General features: G+C 64.3%; 12 protein-coding genes. 7 read left to right on the forward strand and 5 right to left on the reverse strand.

Annotated elements, in window-relative coordinates:
* Positions 1-219: 219 nt before the first annotated feature.
* Together KHO30_RS12425 and KHO30_RS12430 are read right to left on the reverse strand one after the other, a co-directional pair.
* Positions 220-1,863: a DEAD/DEAH box helicase gene (locus KHO30_RS12425; RefSeq protein WP_200652053.1), complete on the reverse strand. Its 1,644-nt coding sequence runs from the start codon at positions 1,861-1,863 to the stop codon at positions 220-222.
* 490 nt (positions 1,864-2,353) lie between these two features.
* Positions 2,354-2,623: an acyl-CoA-binding protein gene (locus KHO30_RS12430; protein ID WP_054041059.1), complete on the reverse strand. Its 270-nt coding sequence runs from the start codon at positions 2,621-2,623 to the stop codon at positions 2,354-2,356.
* A 162-nt stretch (positions 2,624-2,785) separates the two neighbouring features.
* Between KHO30_RS12430 and tsaB the strand changes: the two genes are divergently transcribed.
* From tsaB to KHO30_RS12450, 4 genes are read left to right on the forward strand one after another with little or no spacing between them, the layout of a single operon-like run.
* Positions 2,786-3,598, forward strand: a complete 813-nt coding sequence (gene tsaB / locus KHO30_RS12435) for a tRNA (adenosine(37)-N6)-threonylcarbamoyltransferase complex dimerization subunit type 1 TsaB (RefSeq protein WP_200617917.1) — start codon at positions 2,786-2,788, stop codon at positions 3,596-3,598.
* Entirely contained in the window at positions 3,595-4,089 is a 495-nt protein-coding gene (rimI, locus tag KHO30_RS12440; RefSeq protein WP_093633354.1) for a ribosomal protein S18-alanine N-acetyltransferase, read from the forward strand. Before tsaB ends, rimI begins: the two co-directional genes overlap by 4 nt.
* Complete coding sequence (locus tag KHO30_RS12445) at positions 4,076-5,203, forward strand: uracil-DNA glycosylase (protein WP_093633353.1); 1,128 nt, start codon at positions 4,076-4,078, stop codon at positions 5,201-5,203. The genes rimI and KHO30_RS12445 overlap by 14 nt, the downstream gene beginning before the upstream one ends.
* On the forward strand, positions 5,200-6,225 hold the full coding sequence (locus KHO30_RS12450; protein WP_211701176.1) for a DUF1853 family protein: 1,026 nt from the start codon (positions 5,200-5,202) through the stop codon (positions 6,223-6,225). Before KHO30_RS12445 ends, KHO30_RS12450 begins: the two co-directional genes overlap by 4 nt.
* A 139-nt stretch (positions 6,226-6,364) precedes the next feature.
* On the opposite strand, the gene thiD is transcribed toward KHO30_RS12450, so the two are convergent.
* Complete coding sequence (thiD, locus tag KHO30_RS12455; protein WP_093633351.1) at positions 6,365-7,171, reverse strand: bifunctional hydroxymethylpyrimidine kinase/phosphomethylpyrimidine kinase; 807 nt, start codon at positions 7,169-7,171, stop codon at positions 6,365-6,367.
* Between the two features lie 58 nt (positions 7,172-7,229).
* Entirely contained in the window at positions 7,230-8,537 is a 1,308-nt protein-coding gene (gene lplT, locus KHO30_RS12460; RefSeq protein ID WP_093633350.1) for a lysophospholipid transporter LplT, read from the reverse strand.
* Positions 8,538-8,755: 218 nt separating this feature from the next.
* Between lplT and alr the strand changes: the two genes are divergently transcribed.
* From alr to KHO30_RS12475, 3 genes are all read left to right on the forward strand, one after another.
* On the forward strand, positions 8,756-9,826 hold the full coding sequence (gene alr / locus KHO30_RS12465; protein ID WP_211701177.1) for an alanine racemase: 1,071 nt from the start codon (positions 8,756-8,758) through the stop codon (positions 9,824-9,826).
* Between the two features lie 176 nt (positions 9,827-10,002).
* A complete protein-coding gene (gene radA, locus KHO30_RS12470) occupies positions 10,003-11,379 on the forward strand; it encodes a DNA repair protein RadA (protein ID WP_054041018.1) in 1,377 nt (458 codons plus the stop codon).
* 143 nt (positions 11,380-11,522) lie between these two features.
* Positions 11,523-11,801 carry a DUF2866 domain-containing protein gene (locus KHO30_RS12475; RefSeq protein WP_093633348.1) on the forward strand — a complete coding sequence of 93 codons (279 nt, stop codon included), beginning with the start codon at positions 11,523-11,525 and terminating at the stop codon, positions 11,799-11,801.
* Positions 11,802-11,824: 23 nt separating this feature from the next.
* On the opposite strand, the gene KHO30_RS12480 is transcribed toward KHO30_RS12475, so the two are convergent.
* Positions 11,825-12,862, reverse strand: a complete 1,038-nt coding sequence (locus tag KHO30_RS12480) for a CaiB/BaiF CoA transferase family protein (RefSeq protein ID WP_093633640.1) — start codon at positions 12,860-12,862, stop codon at positions 11,825-11,827.
* Positions 12,863-12,952: the final 90 nt, after the last annotated feature.

A 12,952-nucleotide genomic window follows, 5' to 3' on the forward strand; every position in this document is an offset into this window, starting at 1 on the left:
TTGTGCCTTGCAGCACGATTTTTTACGACGCAAAAAAATTTTCCACATCGTGAAATTTCGCCGGTGCCCAAAATGTGGACGAAAAAAAACCGGTGCCTGAGCACCGGTTCTTTTCAGACTGACGAACTGCGCGAGGCCGTTCGTGTCTTTTCAGGCCGCCCTACGCGCTAAACGAGCCACGTAAATAGGCTTGCCTGGTGACTGCCAGGCAGTCGCTGCTTAGCTGCCGCGACGCGCCGTACGCGGGCCGTCGCTGCGGCGTGCGCCGTAGCCGCCGTCACGCGAACCACCGCCGAAGCCGCCTTCACGTGAACCGCCGCCGAAGCCGCCTTCACGCGAACCGCCGCCAGCCGACTTGCCGGCCCAGCCGCCGCCATTGCCGCTACCGCTGCGCGAACCGCCGCCGTTACCGGCCGGCTTGCCTGCGCCGCTGCCGCTACCGAAGCGACGGCCACCACCGTTGCCACCGCCCGGACGGCCACGGCCGCCAAAGCCAGGACGGCCACCGCCCGACGGAGCCGACTTGCGCGGCTCGAAGCCTGCGACGACATTCACCGGCAGCGGGGTGCGCACGAAACGCTCGATGCGCTTCAACGCGCCTTGTTCCGCGTGGTGCACGAGGCTCACTGCGATACCCGAGCGGCCAGCACGGCCGGTACGGCCGATGCGGTGCACGTAGTCTTCAGCGAACTTCGGCAGGTCGTAGTTGAACACGTGCGTGATGCCCGGGATGTCGATACCGCGAGCGGCGACGTCCGTTGCCACCAGCACGCGCACACGGCGCTCGCGCAGAGCCTTGATCGTGCGGTTACGCGCGCCTTGCGGCAGATCGCCGTGGAGAGCTGCCGATTCGAAACCGGCGTCGGCCAGACGGCCAGCCAGTTGGTCAGCGTCCATCTTGGTTGCCGTGAAGACGATAGCCTGGTCGAGGCCTTCGTCACGCAGCAGATGGTCGAGCAGACGATCCTTGTGATCGCGGTCGTCAACATAGTGGACGGTTTGCGCGATGTTGGTACGTTGTTCGAGGCGTTGAACGATCTCGATGCGTTCCGGATCCTTCAGCAGGCGGCCGGTCAGCGAGCTGATCTTGCCGTCGAGCGTAGCCGAGAACAGCATGGTTTGACGCGAAGCCGGCGTAGCGGCAACGATCGTTTCGATGTCTTCGATGAAGCCCATGTCCAGCATGCGGTCGGCTTCGTCGAGCACGAGGATCTGCAGTTGCGACAGATCGATACGGCCGCGTTCCAGGTGGTCGATCAAACGGCCCGGCGTAGCAACCAGGATTTCCGGGTTCTTTGCCAGCAGCATCAACTGTTGACCGTAAGCGACGCCGCCCAGAATGCTGACGGTGCGCAGACGCTTGAGGTGCTTGCCGTACGTGGCAGCGGCGGTGGTGACCTGCATCGCGAGTTCGCGGGTCGGCGTCAGAACCAGCATGGTCGGACGGGCAACCGGTTGCGGACGGCGCGTGCGGGCACCGTCAGCCGGACGCGCTTCACGCGGCTGGCTGGCTTGTGCTTTTTGCAGTTGCGAAAAACGTTCGATGGCGGGCAGCATGAACGCGGCGGTCTTGCCCGAACCGGTCGGGCTCGAGACCATCAGATCGCGGCCGGCGATGCCAGCGGGGATCGCGCGTTGCTGAACCGGAGTCGGGTTTTGATAACCAGCGGCGGTCAGGGCGGAGACGACATCCGCGGAGAGACCGAGCGACGCGAACGACGGGCCGGTCGGCGCTGCGGCTTCTGCGGCGACAGCTTCCGGAGCGGCAGCAACAGCTGCGGCTTGTGCGGGTGCGTCGGCGAAACCGAGGGCTTGATCGGCGATGGCGTTCAACGGGCTGCTGGGGGTATTGCTCGAAGTCATGAGAATCCTTGGTACACAGGGAATTAAAACGTCGGCGCCAATCGGCATACCCAAGTCGTCGGATTCAGCGAGCAAAGAAGCAGCGAGCAAATCGAAAAACGGGGGCAGCTCGCGACAATGAAGGCGAGCTTTTCGTTAGAAGCTGTATCGGATGCGACATGCCAACACGGCGTGCCGCCAGCCTGGGACATGATCGCCCGTAGGGGGCTAGGCAGGAGGGGACAGGTTCTAAACTGGATTGGAGCTAAACGCTACGAGGCGCTGCGCCGCAAAGGCCGCTAGAGGAAAGCCGGGCAAAGCAGTGAAGCGCAGGCAGCATTGTATAGGGTTTTGTTGCACTGCGCCACTGTTAGGAAGTTTCCTGGGGGAAAACTTTCATCTGGCTGCCCGAGTGGGCTTAAGGAGCCGGCCTGCTGGGCCACACCTAAGGACTTGCCCGCGGGGCTGCCGCGGCCAAGTCCGGGCGACGGATTTAGCCGCGGGGTCAGATTCAGGCGGCGGTGCCGCTCTTGAGGGCTTCGATCAGTTCGACGTATTGCTGCTTTGCGGCGTCCGGCGCGGTGCCTTTGAGCGCGGCCCACGCATCGTACTTGTATTTGCCGACGATATCGGTGAAGCCGGGTTTGTCGCCGTGGACGTCGCCGTCGATCGCCTGCTTGTAGAGGGCATAAAGGCGCAGAAGGGTAAGGTTGCCCGGACGCTCGGGCAGTTGCTTGGCGTCTTCCTGGGCCTGGACGAATTGCGCGTTGATGTCTGTCATGGTGGTTTTTGCCCGGCTGGCGGGGTTGGTTCTGGCTGGGCCGATGATCATAACAACTGCATGCGGCAGCGGGGCCGAGGGCTTATTCCAAACATTCTTGCCCGCCCGGCAGGCACACCCAAAACCGCATCTGCACGCGCCGTGCCGATTACAATACGGTCCATGACTCAAACTGTGCTTCTTGCTCTCGATACCTCGACCGAATTCTGCTCGGTAGCGCTCCTGTCCGCCGTCGGCGGCGCGGCGAGCCAGACAGCGGACCAAGGCAACGCCGAACCCCGGATCTGGATGCGCCACGAGCAAACCGGCGCAGTCTCCAGCACGCGCCTCTTGCCCGCAATTCGCGAACTTTTCGACGAAGCTGGCCTGAAACTGGCGGACTGCCACGCCATCGCCTTCGGCTCCGGCCCCGGCTCATTCACGGGTCTTCGCACCGCGACGGGCGTCGCTCAAGGCCTCGCGTTCGGCTTGAACCTGCCGGTCGTGCCGGTCAGCACGCTGCTGGCCTGCGCGGAAAGCGCACGGTTGCGCGATCCGTCGGCGACCCGCGTGCTCGCCGCACTCGACGCCCGGATGGACGAAATCTATTGGGCCGACTACGCCTGGGACGCGGCCGTTGGCGAATGGCGCACGCTACAGGCGGCTTCGCTGGACGCGCCGGAACGGCTCGTGTTGCCCGACGTCCCATTCACTTTGGCAGGCAACGCTGCTGCGGCCTTCGGCGCGCGGCTGCCCGCCGTCGCGGCTGCGCGAACCGTCGACAGCGAAGCGCTGCCGCATGCTGTGCCGCTCGCGCACGCGGCGTTGCGCGCGTTTCGCGCCGGCCGCACCGTGCCCGCGGATCAGGCCGCGCCGGAATACATTCGCGACAAGGTTGCCCAGACCACGGCGGAACGCGTCGCCGAAAAAGCCGCCAAGGCCGAACAGGCTGCCAAGGTGGCACATGAAGCGGATCAAGGTGAGGGCCGGCAATGAGCGGGGTGTTGCTGGCGGATCGCTATATGTCGCCGATGACCGAAGCCGATCTGGACGAGGTCGCGGCTATCGAAAAGATCGCCTACGAATTCCCCTGGAGCCGCGGCAATTTCGGCGACTCGCTGCGCAACGGCTATTTCGGCATCTGCATGCGTCACGTAACGGGCTCGCTGATCGGCTATTGCGTGCTGATGCCGGTGGTCGATGAAATGCATCTGCTCAATTTGTGCGTGACGCCCGCTGCGCAAGGTGCCGGCGCCGGGCTCGCGCTGCTGCGTGAAGCGGTGCGCATTACGCGCGCTGAAAAACTCGAAGGTTTGCTGCTCGAAGTGCGGCCCTCGAATCACCGGGCGATCCGGCTTTACGAGCGGTTTGGCTTTGCGTCGATTGGCCGGCGCAAAAACTATTATCCGGCGCGGCATCGCAGCCGGGAGGACGCCATCGTGATGCGTTTCTCGTTTGCCACGGAGGGCGCAGATGGCGCTGCATGAATCGGTACTGGAAGAGTTCGGACTCGCGCCGCTGTGGGTGCGTCGCGGGATGTCGGCGGCGCAGGAACCCGTAGTCGAAGCCGCTGCCGAGCAGGGCGGTGCCGGGTTGGCGGATCAGGTAGCGCGTCGCGAAGATCCGCGGATGACGGGGAGTGAACCATCGTCGTCCATGCTCGCTCAGGATGGCCGGGACGTCGCGCGGCCCGCGATGCGAACCGGCGAAGCTGGACAAGCCGATTCGGCACAACTGCAGGGAGAGCGCCGTGCGCCGGTACGCGCGGATCAAGCGCCGCCACCTGCGGAAACGCGCGATCGATTCGATCGTCAGACTCCCGCACGTGCAAGCGATTCGTCACGGCCCATGCCGGCGCCTGTCGAAACGCGGCAGCCACCGCAGCAGTCTCGTACACCCGAGCCACCGCCGTTCGACGCACCACCCGACGACGATTTCGCATGGTTCGACGACCAGCCGTCCCACGCTCACGCTCCCGTTGAAGCGCGCCGCGACGCGCCCGAGCCCTCATCGATCCAGACGCTCGACTGGGACGCATTGAGCCAGCAGGTCGCTGCCTGCGAACGCTGCCGTCTGTGCGAGAAACGCACGAACACGGTATTCGGCGTCGGCGATCGCAACGCCGACTGGATGCTGATCGGCGAAGCGCCGGGTGAGAACGAAGATCGGCTGGGCGAGCCGTTCGTCGGCCAGGCCGGCAAGCTGCTCGACAATATGCTGCGTTCGCTGACGCTCGCGCGCGACAGCAACGTCTATATCGCTAACGTAATCAAGTGCCGCCCGCCGGGTAACCGCAATCCTGAGCCGGACGAAGTCGCGCGTTGCGAGCCTTATCTGCAACGCCAGGTCACGCTGGTCAAGCCGAAAGTGATCGTCGCGCTCGGCCGCTTCGCCGCGCAAAGTCTGCTCAGGACCGAAGCCAGCATTTCGTCGCTGCGCGGCCGCGTGCACGAATACGAAGGCGTGCCGGTTATCGTCACCTATCACCCGGCGTACCTGCTGCGCAGCCTGCCCGACAAGGCGAAGGCCTGGGCGGACCTGTGCCTCGCGCGCGACACGTGGCTCGCTGCGGGCGGCGTGCCGTCCAACGCGGCAAAGTGACGGACGCGAACGGGCCGGCGGCGCGCTTTGCCGCCGCGCCCGGCACATCGGCGGCGGTCCTCGAACAGTTGCTCGATACATTGCACGAACCGGCCGTGCGCGATCTCGCGTGGCTGCTGCTGAGCGCCGATTTGTTGCGCGCGCAACCACCGGTTGGTGCGCTCGCGAGTCCTTTCGACACGCCGCAGGAAGCTGACGCAACCGTCGACTGGTTACGCGCGCTGGACGCCGATCCGGCCGACCTGCACCGCGATCTCGCCGCGACGCGTATCACGCGTCTTGGCCGCTACGCCGAGCGGTTGCTCGGATGGTTCCTGCAAAACGGGCCGGCGACGCGGCTGGTCGCGGCCGGCGTGCCGTTGCGGCGCTCGGGCGTCACGCTCGGTGAATGCGATTTTCTCGTGCAGACGCAGCAGGGCGCGCGGCTGCATTGGGAGCTGGCGGTGAAGTGCTATCTGCATGCGGGCGAGAGCCGCGCGCAGTCGGCCACGCAATCGGTGGCGCGCTTAGCCGATTACGTCGGCCCGAATCTGAAAGACCGCTTCGATCTGAAGCTCGCGCATGTTCTGAATCATCAACTGCCGTTGAGCGCGCGCGAAGAGTTCGCATCGGTCGGTCACACAGGGCCGTGGACGCCGCAGATGTTCATCAAAGGCTGGCTGTTCTATCGTGCGGGCGAGACGCCGGCTGATCCTGTCGAACTCGATCCGTCGCATGGACGAGGCTGGTGGGTAACCCGCAGCGAATGGGCAGACTTTGCCGAGGCGCATGCGCAAATGTGGCGTGTGTTGCCACGGTTGGAATGGCTCGCGCCGCGGCGGCATAAAGAGGGTGCAGCCCAGGCCGCAGGGTTTGCTTTCGTCGATCAGCAGATGCTTGCTAAACAAACATCACATCAGCATGGACCAACGATGGTCGCGGCGTTCGCCAGTGACGGCGCGGGTACTATTGCAGAACTTTCGCGCGGCTTTATCGTGCCGGACGATTGGCCAGAGCAGGCGCAGATCTACGCGCGGAAGTAGCAGGACTGTTGGCGAGATTGACGCCGAGCTACCCGACGCGTGGCCGTTGCCTTCCGATCAGATTCGCCGTTGAACCCAGCGTCTGAGTCGAACGGGCCGCATCGCCAGGCGTAGCCATGCGCGCCCCTGTCCCAGCCCCTCACCACCACCGATAAAAATGATGCACCGGCCCGACGCCTCTGCCGACATCCAGCTGATCGCTCGCCTGCAACGCGCCGGTCAGATACAGCTTGGCGTCGGCGACCGCACTCGCCAGATCAGCGCGCTGCGGAATCAGCGCCGCAATTGCCGATGACAGCGTGCAGCCCGTCCCGTGCGTATTCTTCACCGGCACGCGTGGGCCGCCCAAACGCAGCGTGCCGCTTTCCAGTATGAGCCAGTCGGGACTGTCCGCCGCGCTCAAATGACCGCCCTTCATCAGCACCGCCCGCGCGCCAAGCGCACGCAACGCTTCACCTTGTTCGACCATCCCGGCTTCGTCGGTGGCAGCTTGCACGCCCAGCAAAGCCGCGGCTTCCGGCAGATTCGGCGTCAACAGATCGGCCAGCGGCAGCAACTCGTCGCGCACCGCTGCAACCGCATCCGGCAGCAACAGCGCGTGATTGCTCTTCGAAATCATCACCGTGTCGAGCACGACGTGCTTCGGTTTGTGCCGCCGCAGCGCTTCGGCGACCGCACGCGCGATGCCCGCATTCGCCAGCATGCCGATCTTCACGGCATCGATACGGATGTCGTCGAACACCGCATCGAGTTGCGCGGTAATGAAGGCGGGCTCCGGCGCATGAATCGCCGTGACGCCACGCGTGTTCTGCGCGGTGAGCGCGGTGATCACGCTCGCGCCGTAAGCGCCGAGCGCCGAGAAAGCCTTCAGATCGGCCTGAATGCCGGCGCCGCCGCCGGAATCGGAACCGGCGATCGTCAGCACATTGGGAATGGGTTGAGTCATGGCAAAGCGAGGAAAGGGGGAAGGCGCGGGCACTACCAGGAGCAGTACCCGCCGCGGGTCAGTGCTTGACTTCGCCGATTAGCGCGACCGAGTCAAACGCGCGCTGATTCGCCTGGTGGCGGCGCATCACGAACCACATCATCACGCAGACGAAGGTGCCGAATAGCACGATCACCGCCGTAACCGGCACATCGAGCCACACCAGCACGGCGTACAGGCACAGCATCACGAGCACCGAGAGATTTTCGTTGAAGTTCTGCACGGCGATCGAGTGCCCTGCCGACAGCAGCACGTGGCCGCGATGCTGGAGCAGCGCATTCATCGGTACGACGAAAAAGCCCGACAAGCCGCCGACGATCATCAGGAAGATATACGCGACGATCAGATAGCCCGGCACATGCACGCGGCCGAAATACAGGCCCCAATGCGTGGGGAACAGATCGCGTGTGTAGAAGGCCATCAGCATGACGGCGATACCCATCATGATTCCGACCGGAAGTACCGTCAGCGACTTCTTCAATGGCACGCGCGAGGCGGCGTAAATCGCGCCAACTGCTACGCCCACCGCAACTACCGCTTGCAGAATGGCCGCTTCCGAAAGCGACATGTTCAGCGACACCTCGGCCCACTTCAGCACGATGAATTGCAGCGTCGCGCCGGCGCCCCAAAAAAGCGTGGTGACGGCGAGCGAGATCTGACCGAGTTTGTCACGCCACAGCACGAGAAAGCAGTCGGCGAAATCGGTGACCAGCTTGATCGGGCCGCGTTCCTGTTTCGGATAGCGTGCGCCGGTGTCGGGAATGCGCAGATTGAAGAGCGCCGCGATCACGTAGATGGCCATGATCACCAGCATCGCTGCTTCAGCGGGCGTGTTGACGGTAGGGATGTGGTGCCTGAGGATCGGTGCGGCAATGTGCGGGCTGATGAGCGCGCCGCCGAGCACGGTGCCGAGAATGATCGAGCCGACCGTGGTGCCTTCGATCCAGCCGTTCGCCGCGACCAGCCGGTCAGGCGGCAGCAGTTCGGTAAGAATGCCGTATTTGGCGGGCGAGTAGGCCGCCGCGCCGAAACCCACGATGCCATAGGCGATCAACGGATGCGCGCCGACCAGCATCGTGATGCAGCCAACCACCTTGATGGTATTGGTGACGAACATCACGTGGCCTTTCGGCCGGGAGTCGGCGAAGGCGCCCACGAAGGCGGCCAGAACGACGTACGACAGCACAAAGAACAACTTGAGCAGCGGCGTCATCCAGTTCGGGGCGTGGAGATCTTTCAGCAGTGCGATAGCAGCGATCAGAAGCGCATTGTCGGCCAGCGACGAAAAAAACTGCGCGGCCATGATGGTGTAAAAACCTTTTTTCATCTGATGCGATGCTGTCCTCGCTGCGGTCTGTCCGCCCCGGCCGTGTGCAAAGCGTCCGGGCTTATACCGTTCGAAATGGGTTGTGCGCACGGCTTTATATCATGAAAATAGCTGGATTCGGACTAGCAGAATCCTTGATCGCACCGCCCAGCGGGCTGCCGAGCACTGAAAACGCCCTGTAAGCTCCTGATTCGCAAGCGTCTTTACGAAAATTACCCATGCCGCGCCCCCTCTCAGCCACGATCCACACTGCCGCACTCGCCAATAACCTCGCCGTCGCCCGGCGCTACGCACCAAAATCCAAGATATGGGCCGTGGTCAAGGCAAACGCCTATGGGCATGGCCTCGCGCGTGCTTTTCCCGGCTTGCGCGCAACCGACGGCTTTGGTCTTCTCGACCTGGAAGAGGCGGTGAAGTTGCGTGAATTGGGCTGGGCCGGCCCGATTCTGTTGCTCGAAGGCTTCTTTCGCCCGACCGATATCGACGTGATCGACCGTTACAGCCTGACCACGGCGCTGCACTCGGACGAGCAGCTGCGCATGCTCGAAATGGCGCGCCTGTCCAAGCCCGTCAATATCCAGCTGAAGATGAACACCGGCATGAACCGCCTCGGTTACACGGTGGAAAAATTCCGCGCCGCGTGGGAGCGCGCGCGGGCCTGCCAGGGCGTCGGCCAGATCACGTTGATGACCCATTTCTCGGATGCAGACGGCGAGCGTGGCGTTGCCCATCAGATGGAAGCGTTCGAGCGCGGCGCGCAAGGCATTGCCGGCGCGCGCAGCCTGTCGAATTCGGCGGCCACGCTGTGGCATCCCGAAGCCCACTTCGATTGGGTCCGCCCGGGCATCATCATGTACGGCGCGTCGCCCTCGGGCGTGACGGCCGCGATCGCTGGCACCGGCCTGCAACCGGCCATGACGCTCGCCTCCGAACTGATCGCCGTGCAGACGCTCGCCGAAGGCCATACGGTCGGCTATGGTTCGGCGTTCAAGGCGCGTGGGGCGATGCGCATCGGCGTAGTGGCCTGCGGTTACGCGGACGGTTATCCGCGGGTCGCGCCGGAAGGCACGCCGGTGATCATCGACGGCGTGCGGACGCGGATCGTCGGACGGGTGTCGATGGACATGCTGACCGTCGACCTGACGCCGATTCCGACAGCCAATGTCGGCTCGCGCGTCGAGCTGTGGGGTACGTCCCTGCCGATCGACGACGTCGCGCAGGCGTGCGGCACGATCGGCTACGAGCTGATGTGCGCGGTGGCGCCGCGCGTGCCGGTGCGCGCGGAGTAAGGCGCGGCACTGACTGGCTGGCTGTGTGGGCCGCCGCACTGGCGGTCTCCATGACGGTGCAAAGACAATCCCAAAGACGGTCGCAGTGAGGTCCCCGGTGAGCTGGAGTTGAAACTGCTCAGCGAGGACCCCAGCGAGCGCATCAATCCAAAGAACAGCAACACAGGCAAGGGCGCGTGGCTAAACAGAAGACGTTGTACATCTGCAGTGAATGTGGCGGCCAATCGCCGAAGTGGGCCGGACAGTGCCCGTCATGCAATGCGTGGAACACGCTGGTGGAATCGGTCGCGGAGGCGCCGTCCACGCATCGCTTCCAGTCGCTCGCGAAGAGTGCGCCGGTGCGGCGTCTCGCCGATATCGAAGCGTCCGACGTGCCGCGCTTCTCGACCGGCGTCAGCGAATTCGACCGTGTGCTTGGCGGTGGTTTGGTGCCGGGCGGCGTGGTGCTGATCGGCGGCGATCCGGGCATCGGCAAATCGACGCTGCTGCTGCAGTCGCTCGCGGAAATTGCCGCGGACAAACGCGCGCTTTATATCAGCGGCGAAGAATCGGCCGCACAGATTGCGTTGCGTGCGCAAAGACTTTCGTTACTGGAACCCGGCTCGAAGGCGAGCGAATTGCAACTGCTGGCGGAAATCCAGCTTGAGAAAATTCAGGCGACCATCGCCGAGCAGCGGCCGGACGTCGCGGTGATTGACTCGATTCAAACCGTTTACTCCGACGCGCTGACCTCGGCGCCGGGTTCGGTCGCGCAGGTGCGCGAGTGCGCGGCGCAATTGACGCGCATCGCCAAACAGTCTGGCACCACGATCATCATGGTCGGCCACGTGACCAAGGAAGGCGCGCTCGCCGGGCCGCGCGTGCTCGAGCACATTGTCGATACGGTGCTGTACTTCGAGGGCGACACGCATTCGTCGTACCGCCTCGTGCGCGCGATCAAGAACCGCTTCGGCGCGGTCAACGAACTCGGCGTGTTCGCGATGACCGAGCGCGGTCTGCGCGGTGTCGCCAATCCGTCGGCGTTGTTTCTGTCGCAGCACGAGCAATCCGTGCCGGGCTCGTGCGTGCTGGTGACGCAGGAAGGCACGCGGCCGCTGCTGGTCGAAGTGCAGGCGCTGGTGGATGCGGCCAACGCGCCGAATCCGCGGCGCCTTGCCGTGGGGCTGGAGCAGAACCGGCTGGCGATGTTGCTGGCGGTGCTGCACCGGCACGCCGGCATTGCCTGTTTCGACCAGGACGTGTTCCTGAACGCGGTGGGCGGCGTGAAGATCACCGAACCCGCCGCCGACCTCGCCGTGCTGCTCGCGATCCATTCTTCGATGCGCAACAAGCCACTGCCCAAGGGGCTCGTCGTATTCGGCGAAGTGGGCCTCGCCGGCGAAATCCGGCCGTCGCCACGCGGTCAGGATCGTCTTAAGGAAGCCGCCAAACTGGGCTTTTCGGTGGCGGTCATTCCAAAGGCCAATGCACCGAAACAGCCGATTGAAGGCTTACAAGTTGTTGCGGTGGAACGGATCGAACAGGCCATCGATCGGGTCCGCACGCTTGACTAGACGGGGTTCCGGCGCCTGCGGGCGCCTGTCCGTCCGTAATGGCCAGTAAATATCTCCATATTGGCTGTAACCTACCCGACATTCCTTTTTCCTAAGCTGGCAGGGTATTGCATCCCTTCTGATGCCCGAAAAAGGATCGCGCCTTGAAACAGTCATACGAAACCGTGGCCGAGCGGCCCATGCAGGTGCGCGGCTGCCGCGTCTCCGAGCCGATTCGCCAGCCTTGGGGTGGTGCCTGCCGGATTGTCGAGTGGATCGACACGACCGGGCAGATTTCGCGCCGGGTAGTGGCCGAAGATGTCACCGCCGCCGAAGTTCGCGCGACGATCAACCGTCACGTGGAAGGCCGCAAGCATGTCCTGTACGACGACGAAAAAACGCCGCGCCAGGTTTTGCCGCGGCAAACGGTGGTGCGGCGCTAAGGTTTTGCACTGCGAGGTAGTGCTTAACCGTTCTGGCCTTCGTTCATCGCCGCGTACGCCTCGCGGTTGAACAGTGGGTGCTGCGCGGCTTCCGCTGGCGTCAGTACCGGCGAGACGCAGCAGTCCAGCGATTCCAGCAGCAATACCCATTCTTCCAGCGGCCGTTTGATGATCAGGTCGGCCAGCTCCTGCGTCAGCGCAGCGGCGTCCGGGCCGCCGATCGCCTGGCCGAGGCTCCAGTGGCGCGTCGCCCATTCGGGCCGGTCCAGCGCCATGCATAGCGTTTCCCAGAACTTCAGTTCAAGCGCGCCGACCGCGAGCCAGCGATTGTCGAGCGTCCGGTACAGGTTGTAGCAGGGCACGCCGCCATTCAGCAGACTGGCGCCCGCCGCGGGCGCGGCGCCCTCATTGGCGAGCGCCACTTGCGCGACGACGTTGTGCGCATAAGTGGCGTGCGTCATCGATACGTCGACGAAGCGGCCTTCGCCGCCACGCGACACGTGCCATAGCGCGGCGAGAATCTGCGTCACCGCGCTCAACGCGCCGCCGAGCAGGTCGGCGATCTGGAAATTCGGCAGGATCGGCGTGCCGTCGCGGCCCGCCAACTGATCGAGCACGCCCGCGTAGCCGATGTAGTTGAGATCGTGACCGGCATGGTCGACAAACGGACCGCTGGCGCCGTAACCGCTGATCGCGCAGTACACCAGCCTCGGATTGAGCGCGCGCAGGGTTTCGTAGCCGACGCCGAGGCGCTCCATCACGCCGGGACGGAAACTTTCGATCAACACGTCTGATTCGGCCGCCAGCGCGCGCAATACATTACGTCCTGCATCCGATTTGAGATCGAGGCGCGTTTCGCGCTTGCCACGATTTACCAGCCGGTAAAACGCGCCGGGGCGGCCCGCTACGCGGTCGCCGGACGACTGCATCATCGTGCGGGTGGGGTCGCCGGCGCCTGGCGCTTCGATCTTGAGCACTTCTGCGCCGAGTTCTGCGAGCCGCAAGGCGGCGACCGGACCCGGCAGCAGTCGCGTCAGGTCCAGCACACGCAGGCCTTGCAGCGGTGCAGGCGCCGCTGCGGACGACGGCGCAACCGATGGCGCGGCTGAAGCATCAGACGACTCAGACGAGGACGCAGACGAGCTCACGGG

It is taken from the genome of Paraburkholderia aspalathi, assembly GCF_905220735.1.
GTDB lineage: Bacteria > Pseudomonadota > Gammaproteobacteria > Burkholderiales > Burkholderiaceae > Paraburkholderia > Paraburkholderia aspalathi.

Excerpts from the sequence above, each read along its gene's own strand:
- KHO30_RS12425 (WP_200652053.1), bottom strand. The coding sequence starts at position 1,863 with ATGACTTCGAGCAATACCCCCAGCAGCCCGTTGAACGCCATCGCCGAT.
- KHO30_RS12430 (WP_054041059.1), bottom strand. The coding sequence starts at position 2,623 with ATGACAGACATCAACGCGCAATTCGTCCAGGCCCAGGAAGACGCCAAG.
- tsaB (WP_200617917.1), top strand. The coding sequence starts at position 2,786 with ATGACTCAAACTGTGCTTCTTGCTCTCGATACCTCGACCGAATTCTGC.
- rimI (WP_093633354.1), top strand. The coding sequence starts at position 3,595 with ATGAGCGGGGTGTTGCTGGCGGATCGCTATATGTCGCCGATGACCGAA.
- KHO30_RS12445 (WP_093633353.1), top strand. The coding sequence starts at position 4,076 with ATGGCGCTGCATGAATCGGTACTGGAAGAGTTCGGACTCGCGCCGCTG.
- thiD (WP_093633351.1), bottom strand. The coding sequence starts at position 7,171 with ATGACTCAACCCATTCCCAATGTGCTGACGATCGCCGGTTCCGATTCC.
- lplT (WP_093633350.1), bottom strand. The coding sequence starts at position 8,537 with ATGAAAAAAGGTTTTTACACCATCATGGCCGCGCAGTTTTTTTCGTCG.
- alr (WP_211701177.1), top strand. The coding sequence starts at position 8,756 with ATGCCGCGCCCCCTCTCAGCCACGATCCACACTGCCGCACTCGCCAAT.